The organism is Verrucomicrobiota bacterium (assembly GCA_034440155.1).
Taxonomy (GTDB): Bacteria; Verrucomicrobiota; Verrucomicrobiia; order JAWXBN01; family JAWXBN01; genus JAWXBN01.
Genome location: JAWXBN010000040.1, coordinates 42,293 through 57,018 on the forward strand (window position 1 = coordinate 42,293; position 14,726 = coordinate 57,018).

Below are 14,726 nucleotides of genomic sequence, written 5' to 3' on the forward strand. Positions count from 1 at the left end.
AGATGCCATCAAAAAATAGGATTTTAAGGCTGCCCTGTATCGGATTGTCCGTGATCATGCTCATCTGTCTGGGCTCGATATATGCACAAACCATTTTTTTTGATTTTGTTAATTTGGACGATCTTCCATTAATTCTGGAAAATCCACATCTAAAAGAACTTAGCTGGGAAAATATAAAATGGTATTTTACAGGATCCCTTTATGGAAACTGGATCCCCCTGACAAATCTCTCATTTGCTATTCTTTACCAGCTCTTTAAATTTAATCCCCTTCCCTACCATCTACTCAATACCCTCCTCCATGTGTGTAATACCTTCATTGTCTGGCGTCTCATTTACCTTTTATTTGAAATATCTATTCCCCGTATTAACCACACAAAAATAATTATCATCGCGTCATGGGCAGGTGCCTTGTTCTGGGGAATCCACCCACTCAGGGTGGAATCTGTCGCCTGGGTCATCGAGTTAAAAGATGTCCTCTTTACTTTTTTCTACCTTCTGTCCATACACTCTTACTTATTATACCTCCATCACCTAAAACTACATGGTGCCCCAAGGAATTATTATGCGGACAGGCATTATCTCTTTTGTTTCGCATTCTTCATTCTGAGTGGACTCTCAAAACCCATGGCTATCACACTGCCTGTCTGCCTATTATTACTTGATTGTGCCATGGCACGTCGTGATTGGATTCTTATCGTCCGCGAAAAGATTCCCCTGTTTTTTTTCTCACTATTCATCTGTCTCATGACATTGGCTGCTACAGCAGAAATGAGGCCGGATTTTAATGATGTTACTCTTTTTGACCGTCTCATTACGGGGTTCTACGGACTCGGATTTTATTTCGAAAAAACTCTTTTCCCCGTTAAGTTAGCAGTCATCTATCATTACGGCATGGCAGACCCTACTGTTCGCGAACTCGTTGTAATCAGTGGAGTAGCCTCAGGACTCCTGTTTTTTTTAGTGCTCAAACTGGCCAATCGGACATCCCGGTTAGCACTGGCATTTTATGTCATTACTCTCTCCCCTGTACTTGGATTTTTCCAAATCGGATCCCAAGAGGTAGCCGACCGTTTTTCTTATTTGCCATCGGTCGTATTTTCCTTAGCCATCGGGTACTTTTTTATTCGTGCATTTGATTCAGAATTTCTCGCCACTCGCAAGAGGTTTGCCTCCGTCCTACTCTTATCTTCAGGACTTTGCATCACGGTCCTTCTGTGCACATTGTCACATGCCCAAGCCCATATCTGGAGAAACTCTTTTTCTCTGTGGACACACCAATTATCAATCCGGCCAGATGCAAAAGCATTATTCTCTCTAACTAAATTCTTTTACAATAAACATGATTACCACAGGGCATCAATTTATTCCATGGAGGGAACACGCCTTTTTCCTGAGAATGAAGATTTCCTGATTTATTCGGCCATATGTCATTTCATATTAGGAGCTTATGACCAGGCTTACGTCTACAGCCAAAAGTCTCTCGATCTAAATCCCCATTCTCTTGAAGCACTGAGAATCAAATATGTCCTTGAGAAAAACTCAGAAGTAAAAGCCTCTCTTACCAGAAAGATTTTATACTTGGAAAGTTTCTATCGCAGTAAGCAGCCTAAATCCTTTAAATGATCAAGTTAATCCACCATTTAACAATGAAAGGCAAGCATCATAAAGATGATTCAACTCACGGTTATACTTCGCACTTGAATCCACCATTCTAAATACTGTATATTCTATTAATGTTAAAGAAGGAGCTCCCATTACTCTCTATTGTTATTCCCCTATACAATGAGCAAGATGTATTACCCCTCCTAATTCAAAAGATCTATGATTTCAAATCACATTTTGATTCACCTCTTGAATTCATCATCGTCAATGATGGCAGCAAAGATAATACATCAACTTTACTTGACCAGCTGTCAGAGAATCTGCCGACATTAAAAGTATTACACCTTAGCCGTAATTTTGGACATCAGATTGCCCTTACCGCTGGTATTGATTATTCCACTGGTGAATATGTAGTTGTTATGGATGGAGATTTGCAAGACCCGTTTGACATGATATTACCTATGATGCAAAAAGCCCAAGAAGAGGGCTATGATATTGTACTCGCTAGAAGACGATTAAGAGATGGCGAGACACTCTTCAAGCTTTTTACTGCAAAAATATTTTATTGGATAATGAAAAAAGTTATACAGGCAGAACTCCCATCAAATGTTGGGGATTTTAGATTAATGAATCGCAAATCAATTGATGCCTTGAAGGAAATGAAAGAACTCCACAGGTTTTTAAGGGGCATGGTTGTTTGGATTGGATTTAAGCAGGCAATTCTTGATTTCGACCGACCTAGCCGCCCCATAGGTAAAAGCAAATATCCATTAATTAAAATGTTGTCCTTTTCCTGGAATGCAATTACCTCGTTTTCTACATTTCCTCTCTATATCGTGATGAGCTCAGGATGTTTGGTAGTAATACTAGGTATCAGTTATTCTCTTTTGACTCTTTATAAGTCTCTCATACTGAAAATTACAGTACCAGGATGGGCTTCACTTGTGATTTTGCTTTGCATATTCTCAGGGGTGATTTTAGTGTCTCTCGGAATCGTAGGACTCTATGTGGGAAAGATTTTTGAACAAGTAAAAGGACGTCCACTTTATTTGCTTTCAGACACAAGGAATATAACTAGTGAAAAATAAATACGGCATTCAAAAAATTAGTTCAGAAGCTGATTTCCACGATCGTTGGGCTTCAGAAATTAATGAGGAGGAAATTGATGTAATTTCATCCTTCACAGGATCTACAAGTCCCGAAAACAGATATCTAATTTCATTTTTGGGAAATCTTCAAGGCAAACGTATTTTAGAATTAGGTTGTGGTGCTGGAGAAAACAGCATCTATTTTGCACTTCAGGGAGCAAATGTTACTGCCACGGACATTTCTGAAGGAATGTTAGAAAAAACAAATCGTTTAGCTAAAAAATATGGCGTTAAAATCGATACCCACAAGATGGATGCAATGAATATCACATTTGAGAATGATGCTTTCGATGTAGTCTATGCAGCCAATACTTTACACCATGTAGATACACCTACTGCGATCCATGAAATTCACCGCGTACTCAAACCTGGAGGATTTATGTGCACTTGGGACCCATTGTGCCATAATCCAATCATTAATATATACAGGAGAATGGCTACAAAAGTACGTACAATTGATGAACATCCGCTTTCCATCAATATCATTGATTCTATCCGGGCAAAGTTCAGCCATCTAGATTATGAAACTTTTTGGTTTTTTAGTTTGTGGATTTTTTTACGTTTCTACCTTATTGAAAAAATCCATCCAAACGATCAAAGATATTGGAAGAAAATCGTATTGGAAGAAAAACGTTTACGTCCACTCTATTATAAACTTGAGCGATTTGATCTTCTCGTTAAAAAAATACCATTTGTTAAACGTTTCGGTTGGAACATAGCATTGGCTGCAAGAAAGTAGTGACAATATTTCGCGTGTAGTACATTTTGCGAAAGGTATGCGTAGAAAATAGACATATTCACAATAATACCCACTATTTGAAGGTCGCATCTCTAGTGTTTGTTATAGGTTCCCAAATGGTAATACTAATTTCACCAGAACCAAATAAACTTCTATTTCTCCAGTATGAATAATGGAAAGGAATAAAGTATGTCCGATTTGAACGATAATTCGCCATTAATGCATCCTGAATATTTTTCGGCATTAAGGACGGGTAACTACTTTCAACAAAGGCTTTTTCATAGACCTTGTTTTTTATATTTTCTATAATCCCGTGTTCAAATTTTGAAACAATAAGCCGTTCATTAATAAATTGGTTCTCACTGGAATTGATCAATGGTGAATAAAAATATTCGGTAGACCCAGCATTATAAATGTCAGCTTGTGTAGTTAATGAATAATAAGCCAAACTAGAGCACAAAAGTGATTTATCATTAATTAAACTTCTGATTTCTTCATCATACTGTTGAGAATATACGGGCACATTTGGCATATCCATTTGCAGAAAAACTATATAAAAAGTGAGAATAAGTTTTCCAAGAAGACGATTATATTTATCAGAAAAGTAAATACTCGTGACTATCAACACGGGAGAACAAAGCTGAATAAAGTATATCAGATAATTGCCAGTATTTCTACTGAGCCAAATACTCGCACAACAGAGAAAAATAAAAATGATAATAATGTAATATAAACTATTATAAATTCCGTAACTTTTGGAATAGAATTTACTTTTCCAGTGGCGTAATAAAATCCTTCCACTGATACCTCTGTTCACTTTTACATAAATTAAATATAATCCACATATTAAAATCACTATTAATCCCCAATGAATAACAACATAATCTCTTATTTGTGGAATTAAATGGGCTGTCGAAGCCTCATTTGTATTTAAGTGTATTTGTATGGTCGAGTAGAAATATGCCGGCCATTGACTTTGAAAAAATATGCCGGTTAATATCAATAATAATATACTACAGATCAAATATATTATCGCATTAATTCTCTGTCCTACACACAAAAGACCCATTGTCACAGCTGGCATGAAAAGACCGAAATAGGGTTTTGTATAGAATGCTGCTACTCCTAAAATAACGCTCAAAAGGAGTACTTTTATTCGGTTTTGATGAAATCCTGCTAAATAGATGCTCGACCAAAAAAAGAGAGCGCCTAGATAATCAGGCCTTGCCGCATTGGAATATTGTCCGACTAAAATCGCATAAAGAATACAACTTGCTGCTATCGTATAAACCAGAGACACATGCAGCCTTCTGATCACAGTCCAGGTAAGGAGAGTAAGGAGCAAGATTGATATAGCAGTGACTGTTCTATGAACGAGAAAAGTATTCCCAAAAATAAGGGCAAAACATGCAGAAACCAGATTATAACCCAACCCATAGACATTTAAATATAAAGGTAAAAACTCTTTTTGATATGGACTATAACCATCCAATATGATCCCTGTCACCAAAGGCATTAGCCCTTCCCTAATCTCAAGGGGCAATGGTGTCGTAATCAATTTATATTGAAGAATTAATGAAGAGAAGGCCAATAAAACTGCTGCACTTATTAATCCAAAGTCTATAATACGAGAGTATTTTGATAGTATTCCTACAATATTTTTATGCATATTTTTACCGCAATAAGCAGCCCTAAATCCCTGCACTGATTTCAAAATCAAGAGCCATGCGGTCAATTGTATTTGGCTTGATAATATCCTCTACATACTTGAGGTGAATAGCGTCATCGCGATAAAGAGCCAGCCTCTCCATGCTCTCCAAGTCTAGTGAGAGGAAAAATTGCCAAGGGCTTTTCTGGTCGGCATTTTTACCGACCCTTAAATTGCTCACGCCCTGGATTTTTAGAAGCCTAATACGGGTTTCGATAATCATCTCTTCGACTTTATCAGGGCTGGTATTCTCTTTAATTTTAAAAAATATAACATGGTGAATCATAGACAATACCCTTTTAAAAAAAAATTATAAAATCCAGAGATCAAGCTCTCATGGCAGAATCAAGGACATCATTTTCATCATTATCCTGCTGATTCTGTTTCTTGAAATCCACTTTTTGCACACTCTTGATATTCACATACCCATTGATGGCCGCCCCGGGCTCTGCATCCACGGCTCCAGCAACGATATCACCGTCGATTTGCGCTGATGCAGCCAAATAAATACGACCCTCGACAATCATTTTACCTTTTACTTTACCGTAGATCTCCGCATTTTTAACTTCCATCATGCGGTCAACATGGAAAGTCGCCCCCTCTAAGACTTTAAGGGTTTGGGCTTTTAAATGTCCGAAAAATGTCGCCGATGGATGCAGCTCAAAAACACCTTCACAGGAAATATCCTTTGTTGAGACCTTCCCCCGTATGTCAGCCGAACCCACTGCCACTTTCTCCCCCACCAGACGACCTTTCACCCCGACATAGAGATGGCCTTTGGTTTCAATATTGCGCGCGCATATCCCCTCCACACTGTAATCATTCATATCAATATTATGACCACAGTGAAAACAAATGGCTGAAAGTTGTTTATCAGAGACCTCGAGTTGTTGGTGGCAAGCAAAACACTCTACACTACGTTTTTCATTTTTTTTCGCGCGCTTGTGGTGTGGCTCGACCCGGAGGGCGGAGCTTGGCTTAAAATAGCCGCCACAACCTTTACAAACTGTGGAGATACAATCCTTCGGCTCCGACTGATGTGCCCCACAATGAGGGCATATCACGTCGATTGCTTTTTTTGAACGCCAGAAGAAAAGATCAACCATTGTTTGTGCGCTTAGTTACAAGTAATCTTTATTTACCCGTAGCAGGTGTGGCAAATACGGACTTCCTGTCTTGTTCAGAATTTCCACTTGTCCCACCTGAAGGTTTGATGCCGCCAAGTGCACCTTTATTGGGCGTGACTTCGGATTTACCGACAATTGTAGCACCCTCTTCAATGACCAAACGGGTGGCTTTAATGTCGCCGAGAAGTTGGGCTTTGGCTTTTAATTCCGCACGCTCTGTGACGGTAATATTTCCATTGACTTTGCCCATGACGATAACAGACTTGGTTTTGATCTCACCTGTCACTACAGCATTTTCAGCAATAGTCAGGAGACCCGCTTCGGAGATGATTTCTCCTTCCACCTTTCCGTCCAAGGTCAGGTCAGCAGCGAACTTGATTGTTCCTTTAATTTCAATATCAGTCGCAAGATAATTTTTGTTCAATTCGGGAGGCATAAATTTAGATTTTCCTTTGAGTAATTTTCTAGCATTTTTGTTAATTCACTTTGAACCATGTGTCAAGGTGATAAAGCCCTAAATCTCAAACTCTTAAACAATATTTTTCTCTTTACATGTAAAAAGTTGTAAAAGTTTCCTAAAATGGCTAATATTTTGACATGTCTAACCCAAAGCGGGCTGCACAAGCTGCAAAAATCATTGCGACCCCACAAAATTACAAGGTTTGTGAGGGCTGCGAGTCTATTGTAGGTGAAAGTGCGGCTTTCTGCCCAAATTGTAATGGTTACCGTTTTGACTCCGCTGCCGACAGGGTCGTAGCCCAAGCAAAATTACTCGCCACCCGTGACCGCACCTCGGTTCTCTTAAGCGACTTGGACTGATTTTTGCCGCCGTGTGGAAAATTGAATTTCATTCCCATTGTAACGAAGACCCGAAAGATTACATATCCTATTCGGCTGAAGATCTTATTAACGTTTGTATCTCCCACGGTTACCACGGTCTCGCTATTACCATGCACGGTTCATTACTGACCCGGCAGGCCGCTTACGATTATGCTCGGAGTAAAAATTTCCTACTGATTCCTGGAATCGAGAAGTGGATCGAAGGCAAAGAAGTCCTGCTCTATAACGTCACGGAGCAGGAAGTCTCCGGAAAAATGGATTTTAATGCCCTGCGCAATTTGCGTGAAAAAAGGGGAAATGAAATTTTCGTGATGGCACCCCATCCTTACTTTCCGGGGAAACAATGCCTCCACCACAAACTCACTGATCATATCGACCTCTTCGACGCTATCGAACACTGTAATTTTTATTTAAGCCCGCTTAATTTTAACCGTAAAGCCGTGCGAGTGGCCCGGCGATACAATAAACCCATCGTCGCAACCGGTGACATCCACCATCTGCCAAACCTTAACCGGAGCTATTGCCTTGTTGATTCCCCGGAACTTTCCATCCCCTCCATTTTTAATTCCCTCCGTGAAAATAAAATCACTAATACCCACCGCCCTATCCATGTGCATGAGTTAACCGCCGGAATCACCGGAATGATCCACGATAAAATCCGGCGTGTGCTGGGTGTTCCTAACCATTAAAAACAATACTTGATCCGTTTCCCATGGCCTCCTTGAAAACATCCCCTATCATCCGTGTCCTCTCTTATGCAAAAGGTCACAAACGAATGGTCGTCTTGACCCTTTTTTGCGCCCTGACCACGACCGTGATGGGTTTTGTCTATCCTAATGTCACGGAGATCATGATCGACCGTGTCATCCGTGCAAAAGAATATCACTTATTCATCCCGATCCTTGCCGCAGCCTTCGGCGCCTTTCTCCTCAGTGACATCATGAACGGACTGAGGATTATTTTTAATAACACTCTGGAACAACGCATCGCCGCCGATTTGCGCTTAGACCTTTATGCGAAGCTCCAGAAATTCTCCGTGAAATATTTTGACGAGCGCAGCACCGGCCAGATCATGACCAGGATGCAAGATGACGTCGTTAATCTCGAACGCGTCCTGGTCGATGGGACCGAACAAGGATTAGTCCTCGCTCTCCAGATACTCGGGGTCGGGGCCATGCTTTTCCTGACTAACTGGACATTAGCCCTCTACGCCATGATCCCCATGCCTTTTCTGGCGCTCGCTGTGGCATGGTATACAAAACGGGCCCATAAGCTTTACTCGCTCAACGCCAAAAAACGCGATAACCTCGCCTCCCTCCTCCATGATAATATCCAGGGCATGCGCCAAATCAAAACCTTCGGGCGCGAGGATTATGAAATTAAACGTTTTGGTGAACGCCTCAAACAGTATTTCCAGGTCGTCCTCAAGCTGATGAAAACCTGGGCGATTTATTCCCCTCTGACAAATTTCATCCGTTCAACCGGCCTGGTCATCATTCTCGGGATCGGATCAAAATACGTCATGGACGGACGGATGGAAGTCGGCCAGCTCGTTAAATTCCTACTTTTCCTGAATATGTTTTATGAACCAATCAATAGGCTCCATCCCCTTAACCAACTCCTCCAATCCGCTCGCGCTTCAGGAAAAAGAGTTTTTGAAATCCTCGACGAAAAACCCCAGATCGTTGACCAACCCACGGCAATCAGCCTTTTTGGGGATTTGGAAGTCGGCCCCACCACAAAAAACCCTTATGGCCGGGCAAAAGGGGACGTGCGGTTCAATGACGTTTCATTCAGTTATAACGAGGATAAACTCACTTTGCATGGCATCCATTTTACCGCCCACGCAGGTCAAACCATTGCTTTGGTCGGGCCCACAGGCGCCGGGAAATCCACACTGGTTAATTTACTCCCCCGTTTCCATGACGTGACCGGCGGTCAGATCATGATCGATGGGAGGGATCACAGGGAATATACCCTCACCGCCCTGCGCCAGCAGATCGGTCTGGTCTCACAAGAACCTTTCCTCTTTAACGGCACCATCCGTGACAATGTCATGTATGGTCGCCTGGATGCCAGCGAGGAAGATTTATCCCGATCACTCAAAGACGCTAATGCTTTTGATTTCGCGATGGATTTCACACATAAACTCGACACGGTCGTCGGGGAACGCGGGGTCAAGCTCAGCGTCGGGGAAAAACAACGCCTTTCCATCGCCCGCGCCTTACTCAAAGATCCCCCCATCCTGATCCTCGACGAGGCGACCGCTAGTGTGGATACAGTCACTGAAGCATTAATCCAAGAAGCCCTCCACAAGCTCATGCTCAACCGGACCACCTTTGTCATCGCCCACCGCCTCAGCACCATCAAACAAGCCGATATGATCCTCGTGATCGACGACGGTACGATCATTGAGCGCGGCACACATACGGAACTCCTCGCCCTCAAAGGCAAATACGCCCGCCTGATCGAAGTCCAAGCTTCGATTTAATTTCCCGTAGAGTGGCAATTCGCCCCTGCGGGGCCCGCCGTAAAGCAAGACTGATGATAGGAACAACGGGGAAACTCACGCAATTTGTCCGGAGGTAAACCCCAAACTCACACAATTTGCGCAGGGACAGGGAATCATGGCGTTTGGACAGCCATTTCCGGATTCATCTACGCAATTTGCACCATATCCCCGGGTGTGACCCATTGGAATAAGGTCAAGATGTCATGATTCGTCAGCCGGATACAACCGTGTGAAGATGGGGTTCCAATCAATGACTCTTGGTTAGTACCGTGGAAATAGATATAGCGCTCCATGGTATTGGCATTTTGCAGCTCTAGGCCTTGGAGCCAGAGGATCCGGGTCAGGATCAGATCCTCATCCGGAGCAAATTGCGCGGGAGATCCAGCCGACCAGATTTGTCCCGTCCACTCTCGGCCTTTGAGGACTGCGCCGAGGGGTAACCCTTCCCCCATTTTCTGGGCTACCACAAAAAGCCCCGTGGGTGTCTTGAAACTTCCTTCTTCACTGCCAAGACCAAATCTCGAGGTGGCTACAGGCAAACGGAGGAAAACCACCCCTTGCGGATCACGTACCTCGACTGTTTGCGAGGTCACATTGACAAGGATTTTTATGACTTGAGGGTTTTGCGTGGAAGACATAGTCTTGATTGTTAGAACAAATCCGGTCATTCTTCACGTGCAAAATGGTGGAATAAATTATTCCCCGTCCTGAATCGACTAATACACCTATATACTCATGAAAAAAACAAACCTTCACATCGCCATCGTCGGAGCCACGGGAGCCGTGGGTATCGACATGATTGAAACCCTTGAACGCCGCAAATTCCCTGTCGGCAAGCTCACCCTGCTCGCATCCGCCAGGTCCGCCGGAAAAAAGCTCAAATTCAAAGGTCAAGACATCACGGTGGAGGAATTAAAACCCTCCTCATTTGAAGGAGTGGATATCGCCCTTTTCAGTGCCGGGGGCGAGATTTCAAAAGAATATGCCCCCATCGCAGTAAAAGCCGGGGCTGTGGTGGTGGATAATTCCAGCGCATTCCGCATGGATGATTCAGTCCCCTTGGTCGTGCCTGAAATCAACGGGGCTGCTGTCGCCGGGCACAAAGGCATTCTTGCGAATCCGAACTGCACCACAGCCATCACATTAATGGCGGTTCATCCCCTCCACAAAGCTTTCGGCCTCAAAAAGCTCATTATCTCGACCTACCAAGCCGCAAGCGGCGCAGGGGCCCAGGCGATGGAAGAGCTTAAATCACAAATTGCCGAAATCGCCCAAGGCAAAACCCCGACTGTAAAAGTCCTGCCCAAACAAATTGCTTACAATGTCGTGCCCCAAGTCGACGTCTTTCTGGAAGATGGTTACACCAAGGAAGAGATGAAGCTCCAGAATGAAGGCCGTAAAATCATGGGCCTGCCTGGATTAAAAGCCACCGCCACTTGTGTGCGCGTGCCTGTCCTGCGCGCCCACTCCGTCAGTGTCACTGCGGAATTTGAAAAGCCCGTAACTGTAGCTGCAGCCCGTGAGGTATTAGCGAATGCCCCGGGGATCGAGTTAATTGATGATCCTGCAAATAAAGTATATCCGATGCCCATCGAATATTCCGGGAAAGATAATTGTGCTGTCGGACGTATCCGCAAGGATTTAGTTTTTGATAACGGCCTGACTTTCTGGGTCGTCGGCGACCAGCTCCTCAAAGGTGCCGCGCTCAATGCCGTGCAAATCGCCGAGGAATTGATTGCGTGAGGATATCCTCCCTGCTGATGATAACGGGTGTTTTCATTTCACTCCTCGCACAAGGCCAAGAGCAAACGCCTCCCCTCGTGCCAGAAAGCCAAGGACCCTCCGCAGAGGTCTCTGCACCGGAGGGAAAAGAGTCGGAATTCAACAAGCTGAAGGCTCTGAATCAAAATATTTGGTTTGAAGAAAAATTCTGGGAACAGGATGCCGGCCAGTTGGCCCGGCAAATGGGATTATCCCCGGAATCCCAAACCAAATATCTGAGTTCCTATAGGAGTTATCAGACGACAGGACTCGAAATTGCGGGAATCAAACCCTTCATGGCCTCAGTCTATGGTGACCCCACGCACCCGACTGAATTAAATCTCATCTTCATGAATCAGGGGGATTTCTTTGGTGATATCCCCATTACCGCCGACAGACAAAAGGTCATCTATGAACAGGAAGCGGCGTTCAAAAAAGAAATCTCTTCACAGGAAAAATCATTACTTGATAGATTAACGGCTGCATTGGGCAATCCAAAACAATCCTCTTTCGGTGTCGGTTCACTCAAGGAAAAAGTTTACCGCTGGGATAACGGTACCATTGCCATTTTACTCTGTGTCCAGCCGGAGAAATATATCGCCTTGCGGATCTGGCCAAAAAATACCGCCGACGCCCAAGGACGTCCGCGAGATAAAACAACGGATGCTGACCTAAAAATCCTTCTCAAATTAAATGTGGAAAAACGGGACAATGGGGATGTGATCATCAGCCAGATTCCCATGATAGACCAGGGGCCTAAAGGTTATTGTGCCCCAGCGACCTATGAACGAGTCCTCCGGTATCTGGGGCTCAATGTCGATCTTTATACGCTTGCAAATTGCGGGGGGACAGAAAGGGGTGGGGGAACGTATACGGACAATCTTGCTAAAGCCATAGATGATCTCCTGAGCCGTTCAGGAAGGGATATGGAAAAGAATATCCCGCTGAATTTTAACGAAATCACAAAATGGATCGATCAAGGCATTCCCCTGATTTGGAGCGTTTACGTGACCTCGGAAATCGAAATTCAAAGTAACCAATTCACCATCGAAAGGGCATCAAAAGGCCAAAAGGAATGGGCTTCATCTATAAAAAAATACCGTTTACCTGTTGGATTCCAACCTGACATACAGGGAGGCCATATCCGGATCATCGTCGGTTATAATAAAGCTTCTGGTGAAATCTGTTATTCAGATTCCTGGGGACCAGATTATTCTCAACGGTGGATACCTTGGGAAGCGGGAAGAGCCATCTCTCAGGGATCCAAAGCCATTCAAGCCATCAAATGGTGAATTTGCGGGACTCTATGAACCCCATCAGGATAAAAAAACCTCTATCCTGTTTACTGGGAACCTTGCACCATGTTACCCATCCCACCGCTTCCTTCCCATTTCTGGGGGCGGTTCCAAGGAATGGAAGACACATTGTTTCCATTGCCTGCGGGTTCGTCCTTCGTGCTGCTACAGCCGGTAAAAACAGCAGGTAGCGAAATAAAAAGGCAAATAAGAATAATTCTAGTTGTTGTTTTCATAGGGGAATAAATGGGTTGTTAGAATATCACAATATCACCAGGCTGGATGTCCAGCACTTTTGTTTGTCCGGCGCCCTGCATCGCTGCATCCGTGACAGCCACAATATCAGCAACACTGGAATTCCTCTCTACTGTCCTGATTTTCACCCGGCCCATCAAGACATTTCCACGATAAAGAAGCATTTGGACACCTTCAACAACTTTTTGTTTATCACCAATATCCACCACTACAAAATTCCAATCGGCATTAAATGAAACCACCTTGCCACGGGTTCCCACCGGCATCACACCTTGCTTGCGGCGTTCCTCTTTTTCGACAAGATCAGCCAAATCGGTTTTGGCCTTCTCTAATCCCTTCGTCAAGAGATCCTTTTCCTCGCCCAACATCTGGATCTGTTTTTCATATTCATCCTTTTGGGCTTGGACCTGCTCAGGGGTCATCCCGGAAAATTGTTCTTTGTAAGTATCGAATTCCGTTTTGACTTTATTTAGCTCTTCATCCTTACCGCCTAATTGAGTCTGTAATTCCGAAACCTTCTTTTGGGCTTCATCATATTCTTTTTTGGTTTTTGTAGCTAGGTCTGCAGCCGCCTGGACTTCGGATGTCTTTTGTTCCACTTCTTTTAATGCAGTCACCACTTCTTCTGATTTTTTCTTAACCTCAGCCTCAGCTTGTTGTACCTGTGTGACTTTCTGGGCAATCGTTTGCGTATCCGCAGTCCGTTTGTTAAATACGACGAAACTGAGGTATCCTGCGATGAGGACGAGAACCAGAGTAATGATGCTAAAAATCTTTCCAACTATCGACATAAGAATTGTAAATGTAAATTTTTACATATTTAAAAAACAAATCCCGAAGCCTGTCAACCTATTAAAAGATTTTACTTAAGCCCCTAAATTTCCAGCTGATATGGAAAATCTGATAAAAGGCGGTTCCCTTTGGAGGTTACTAAGGCAATGTCCTCAATCCGCACACCCCCGACTCCCCAATAATAAAGACCTGGTTCAACGGTAATGACTTGGCCGGGCTTGAATGTTGTCAGGCCAAAACGGGGGGATTCGTGGATTTCAAGGCCCACGCCATGGCCGGTCCCGTGGAAAAAACCACTTTGCCGACCTTTTTTTATTCCCGTGGGGAACCCTTGCCGGGTAAAATATTCTTTAATTTCATCATGAATCTGCCGCCCATCGGCACCGGGGCGCATCTTGCGAAGGGCCATTTGCTGGCCTTCAAAAACTGTTTGGTACATTTTTTTTACTTTTTCAGAGGCTTTGCCACGAACTACTGTCCGGGTCATATCCCCGAAATAACCGCTTTTCTGTTCACGCGGAAAAATATCGAGAATGATCGTCTCATGCGGACGGAGTACACCAAATCCCCTTTCATGGGGGTCACACGCCTGATTTCCACCGGCGACAATCGTATGCGCGGGCAAACCTCCCAGCCGGATGATGGTGGCATCAATCTCAGCGCGCACTCTTTCACTGGTTAATTTTTTCCCTTCAAAGGTAAGGGATTTGCGGACAATTTGCGCATTCCTGATCAAGTCGATTCCTGCCTTTAAGCCTGCCTCGGTCATCCGCAAGGCCCCTTCGACAGCCTTCACTTCTAGAGCACTTTTAAATTCCCGTTCGGGAAAAAGTTTATCCGTACTCACAAGCCAGATGTCCTGTTCATTGAGTTGCTCGGCCAAGCGAAGGGGGAAATCCGGCGGGACATGAATCTCGCGCAACTTGCGCTGGCGGAGCAAATAGG

The 14,726-nt window shown here is 43.9% G+C and carries 16 protein-coding genes; 8 read left to right on the forward strand and 8 right to left on the reverse strand.

Annotated elements, in window-relative coordinates; translation table 11 throughout:
• Positions 1–2 precede the first annotated feature (2 nt).
• The 3 genes from SGI98_04215 (at position 3) to SGI98_04225 (ending at position 3,491) form a co-directional block, all read left to right on the forward strand.
• Complete coding sequence (locus SGI98_04215) at positions 3–1,625, forward strand: hypothetical protein (protein MDZ4742607.1); 1,623 nt, start codon at positions 3–5, stop codon at positions 1,623–1,625.
• 110 nt (positions 1,626–1,735) lie between these two features.
• On the forward strand, positions 1,736–2,692 hold the full coding sequence (locus SGI98_04220; protein MDZ4742608.1) for a glycosyltransferase family 2 protein: 957 nt from the start codon (positions 1,736–1,738) through the stop codon (positions 2,690–2,692).
• Positions 2,682–3,491 carry a class I SAM-dependent methyltransferase gene (locus SGI98_04225; protein ID MDZ4742609.1) on the forward strand — a complete coding sequence of 270 codons (810 nt, stop codon included), beginning with the start codon at positions 2,682–2,684 and terminating at the stop codon, positions 3,489–3,491. Before SGI98_04220 ends, SGI98_04225 begins: the two co-directional genes overlap by 11 nt.
• A gap of 73 nt (positions 3,492–3,564) precedes the next feature.
• Here SGI98_04225 and SGI98_04230 read toward each other — a convergent pair whose 3' ends face one another.
• From SGI98_04230 to SGI98_04245, 4 genes are read right to left on the reverse strand one after another with little or no spacing between them, the layout of a single operon-like run.
• Entirely contained in the window at positions 3,565–5,160 is a 1,596-nt protein-coding gene (locus SGI98_04230; protein ID MDZ4742610.1) for a glycosyltransferase family 39 protein, read from the reverse strand.
• A gap of 22 nt (positions 5,161–5,182) precedes the next feature.
• Entirely contained in the window at positions 5,183–5,485 is a 303-nt protein-coding gene (locus SGI98_04235; protein ID MDZ4742611.1) for a Dabb family protein, read from the reverse strand.
• A 40-nt stretch (positions 5,486–5,525) separates the two neighbouring features.
• The gene (locus tag SGI98_04240) at positions 5,526–6,305 is read right to left on the reverse strand and encodes a polymer-forming cytoskeletal protein (protein MDZ4742612.1); all 780 of its coding nucleotides are present in this window, start codon (positions 6,303–6,305) and stop codon (positions 5,526–5,528) included.
• A gap of 28 nt (positions 6,306–6,333) precedes the next feature.
• On the reverse strand, positions 6,334–6,762 hold the full coding sequence (locus tag SGI98_04245) for a polymer-forming cytoskeletal protein (protein ID MDZ4742613.1): 429 nt from the start codon (positions 6,760–6,762) through the stop codon (positions 6,334–6,336).
• Between the two features lie 161 nt (positions 6,763–6,923).
• On the opposite strand from SGI98_04245, the gene SGI98_04250 reads away from it, so the two are divergent.
• Genes SGI98_04250 through SGI98_04260 form a run of 3 tightly spaced genes read left to right on the forward strand, consistent with a single transcriptional unit; the run spans position 6,924 to position 9,657 of the window.
• Positions 6,924–7,145 carry a hypothetical protein gene (locus tag SGI98_04250; GenBank protein MDZ4742614.1) on the forward strand — a complete coding sequence of 74 codons (222 nt, stop codon included), beginning with the start codon at positions 6,924–6,926 and terminating at the stop codon, positions 7,143–7,145.
• 11 nt (positions 7,146–7,156) lie between these two features.
• The gene (locus SGI98_04255) at positions 7,157–7,855 is read left to right on the forward strand and encodes a PHP-associated domain-containing protein (GenBank protein ID MDZ4742615.1); all 699 of its coding nucleotides are present in this window, start codon (positions 7,157–7,159) and stop codon (positions 7,853–7,855) included.
• A gap of 32 nt (positions 7,856–7,887) precedes the next feature.
• Positions 7,888–9,657: an ABC transporter ATP-binding protein gene (locus tag SGI98_04260; protein MDZ4742616.1), complete on the forward strand. Its 1,770-nt coding sequence runs from the start codon at positions 7,888–7,890 to the stop codon at positions 9,655–9,657.
• Positions 9,658–9,824: 167 nt separating this feature from the next.
• Here the strand turns inward: SGI98_04260 and SGI98_04265 are convergent, their stop codons facing one another.
• Complete coding sequence (locus tag SGI98_04265; protein ID MDZ4742617.1) at positions 9,825–10,316, reverse strand: L,D-transpeptidase; 492 nt, start codon at positions 10,314–10,316, stop codon at positions 9,825–9,827.
• Positions 10,317–10,413: 97 nt separating this feature from the next.
• Between SGI98_04265 and SGI98_04270 the strand changes: the two genes are divergently transcribed.
• Positions 10,414–11,421, forward strand: coding sequence for an aspartate-semialdehyde dehydrogenase (locus tag SGI98_04270; GenBank protein MDZ4742618.1), 1,008 nt, complete (start codon positions 10,414–10,416; stop codon positions 11,419–11,421).
• A gap of 17 nt (positions 11,422–11,438) precedes the next feature.
• Positions 11,439–12,731, forward strand: coding sequence for a C39 family peptidase (locus SGI98_04275; GenBank protein MDZ4742619.1), 1,293 nt, complete (start codon positions 11,439–11,441; stop codon positions 12,729–12,731).
• 50 nt (positions 12,732–12,781) lie between these two features.
• Here the strand turns inward: SGI98_04275 and SGI98_04280 are convergent, their stop codons facing one another.
• The 3 genes from SGI98_04280 to SGI98_04290 form a co-directional block, all read right to left on the reverse strand.
• On the reverse strand, positions 12,782–12,970 hold the full coding sequence (locus SGI98_04280) for a hypothetical protein (protein MDZ4742620.1): 189 nt from the start codon (positions 12,968–12,970) through the stop codon (positions 12,782–12,784).
• Positions 12,971–12,988: 18 nt separating this feature from the next.
• Complete coding sequence (locus SGI98_04285; GenBank protein MDZ4742621.1) at positions 12,989–13,780, reverse strand: hypothetical protein; 792 nt, start codon at positions 13,778–13,780, stop codon at positions 12,989–12,991.
• Positions 13,781–13,863: 83 nt separating this feature from the next.
• Positions 13,864–14,726: Xaa-Pro peptidase family protein (locus SGI98_04290; protein ID MDZ4742622.1), on the reverse strand; the 863-nt coding region annotated here is incomplete at its 5' end.

Excerpts from the sequence above, each read along its gene's own strand:
- SGI98_04285 (MDZ4742621.1), bottom strand. The coding sequence starts at position 13,780 with ATGTCGATAGTTGGAAAGATTTTTAGCATCATTACTCTGGTTCTCGTC.
- SGI98_04270 (MDZ4742618.1), top strand. The coding sequence starts at position 10,414 with ATGAAAAAAACAAACCTTCACATCGCCATCGTCGGAGCCACGGGAGCC.
- SGI98_04245 (MDZ4742613.1), bottom strand. The coding sequence starts at position 6,762 with ATGCCTCCCGAATTGAACAAAAATTATCTTGCGACTGATATTGAAATT.
- SGI98_04265 (MDZ4742617.1), bottom strand. The coding sequence starts at position 10,316 with ATGTCTTCCACGCAAAACCCTCAAGTCATAAAAATCCTTGTCAATGTG.
- SGI98_04230 (MDZ4742610.1), bottom strand. The coding sequence starts at position 5,160 with ATGCATAAAAATATTGTAGGAATACTATCAAAATACTCTCGTATTATA.
- SGI98_04235 (MDZ4742611.1), bottom strand. The coding sequence starts at position 5,485 with ATGATTCACCATGTTATATTTTTTAAAATTAAAGAGAATACCAGCCCT.
- SGI98_04240 (MDZ4742612.1), bottom strand. The coding sequence starts at position 6,305 with ATGGTTGATCTTTTCTTCTGGCGTTCAAAAAAAGCAATCGACGTGATA.
- SGI98_04280 (MDZ4742620.1), bottom strand. The coding sequence starts at position 12,970 with ATGAAAACAACAACTAGAATTATTCTTATTTGCCTTTTTATTTCGCTA.
- SGI98_04275 (MDZ4742619.1), top strand. The coding sequence starts at position 11,439 with ATGATAACGGGTGTTTTCATTTCACTCCTCGCACAAGGCCAAGAGCAA.
- SGI98_04215 (MDZ4742607.1), top strand. The coding sequence starts at position 3 with ATGCCATCAAAAAATAGGATTTTAAGGCTGCCCTGTATCGGATTGTCC.
- SGI98_04250 (MDZ4742614.1), top strand. The coding sequence starts at position 6,924 with ATGTCTAACCCAAAGCGGGCTGCACAAGCTGCAAAAATCATTGCGACC.
- SGI98_04220 (MDZ4742608.1), top strand. The coding sequence starts at position 1,736 with ATGTTAAAGAAGGAGCTCCCATTACTCTCTATTGTTATTCCCCTATAC.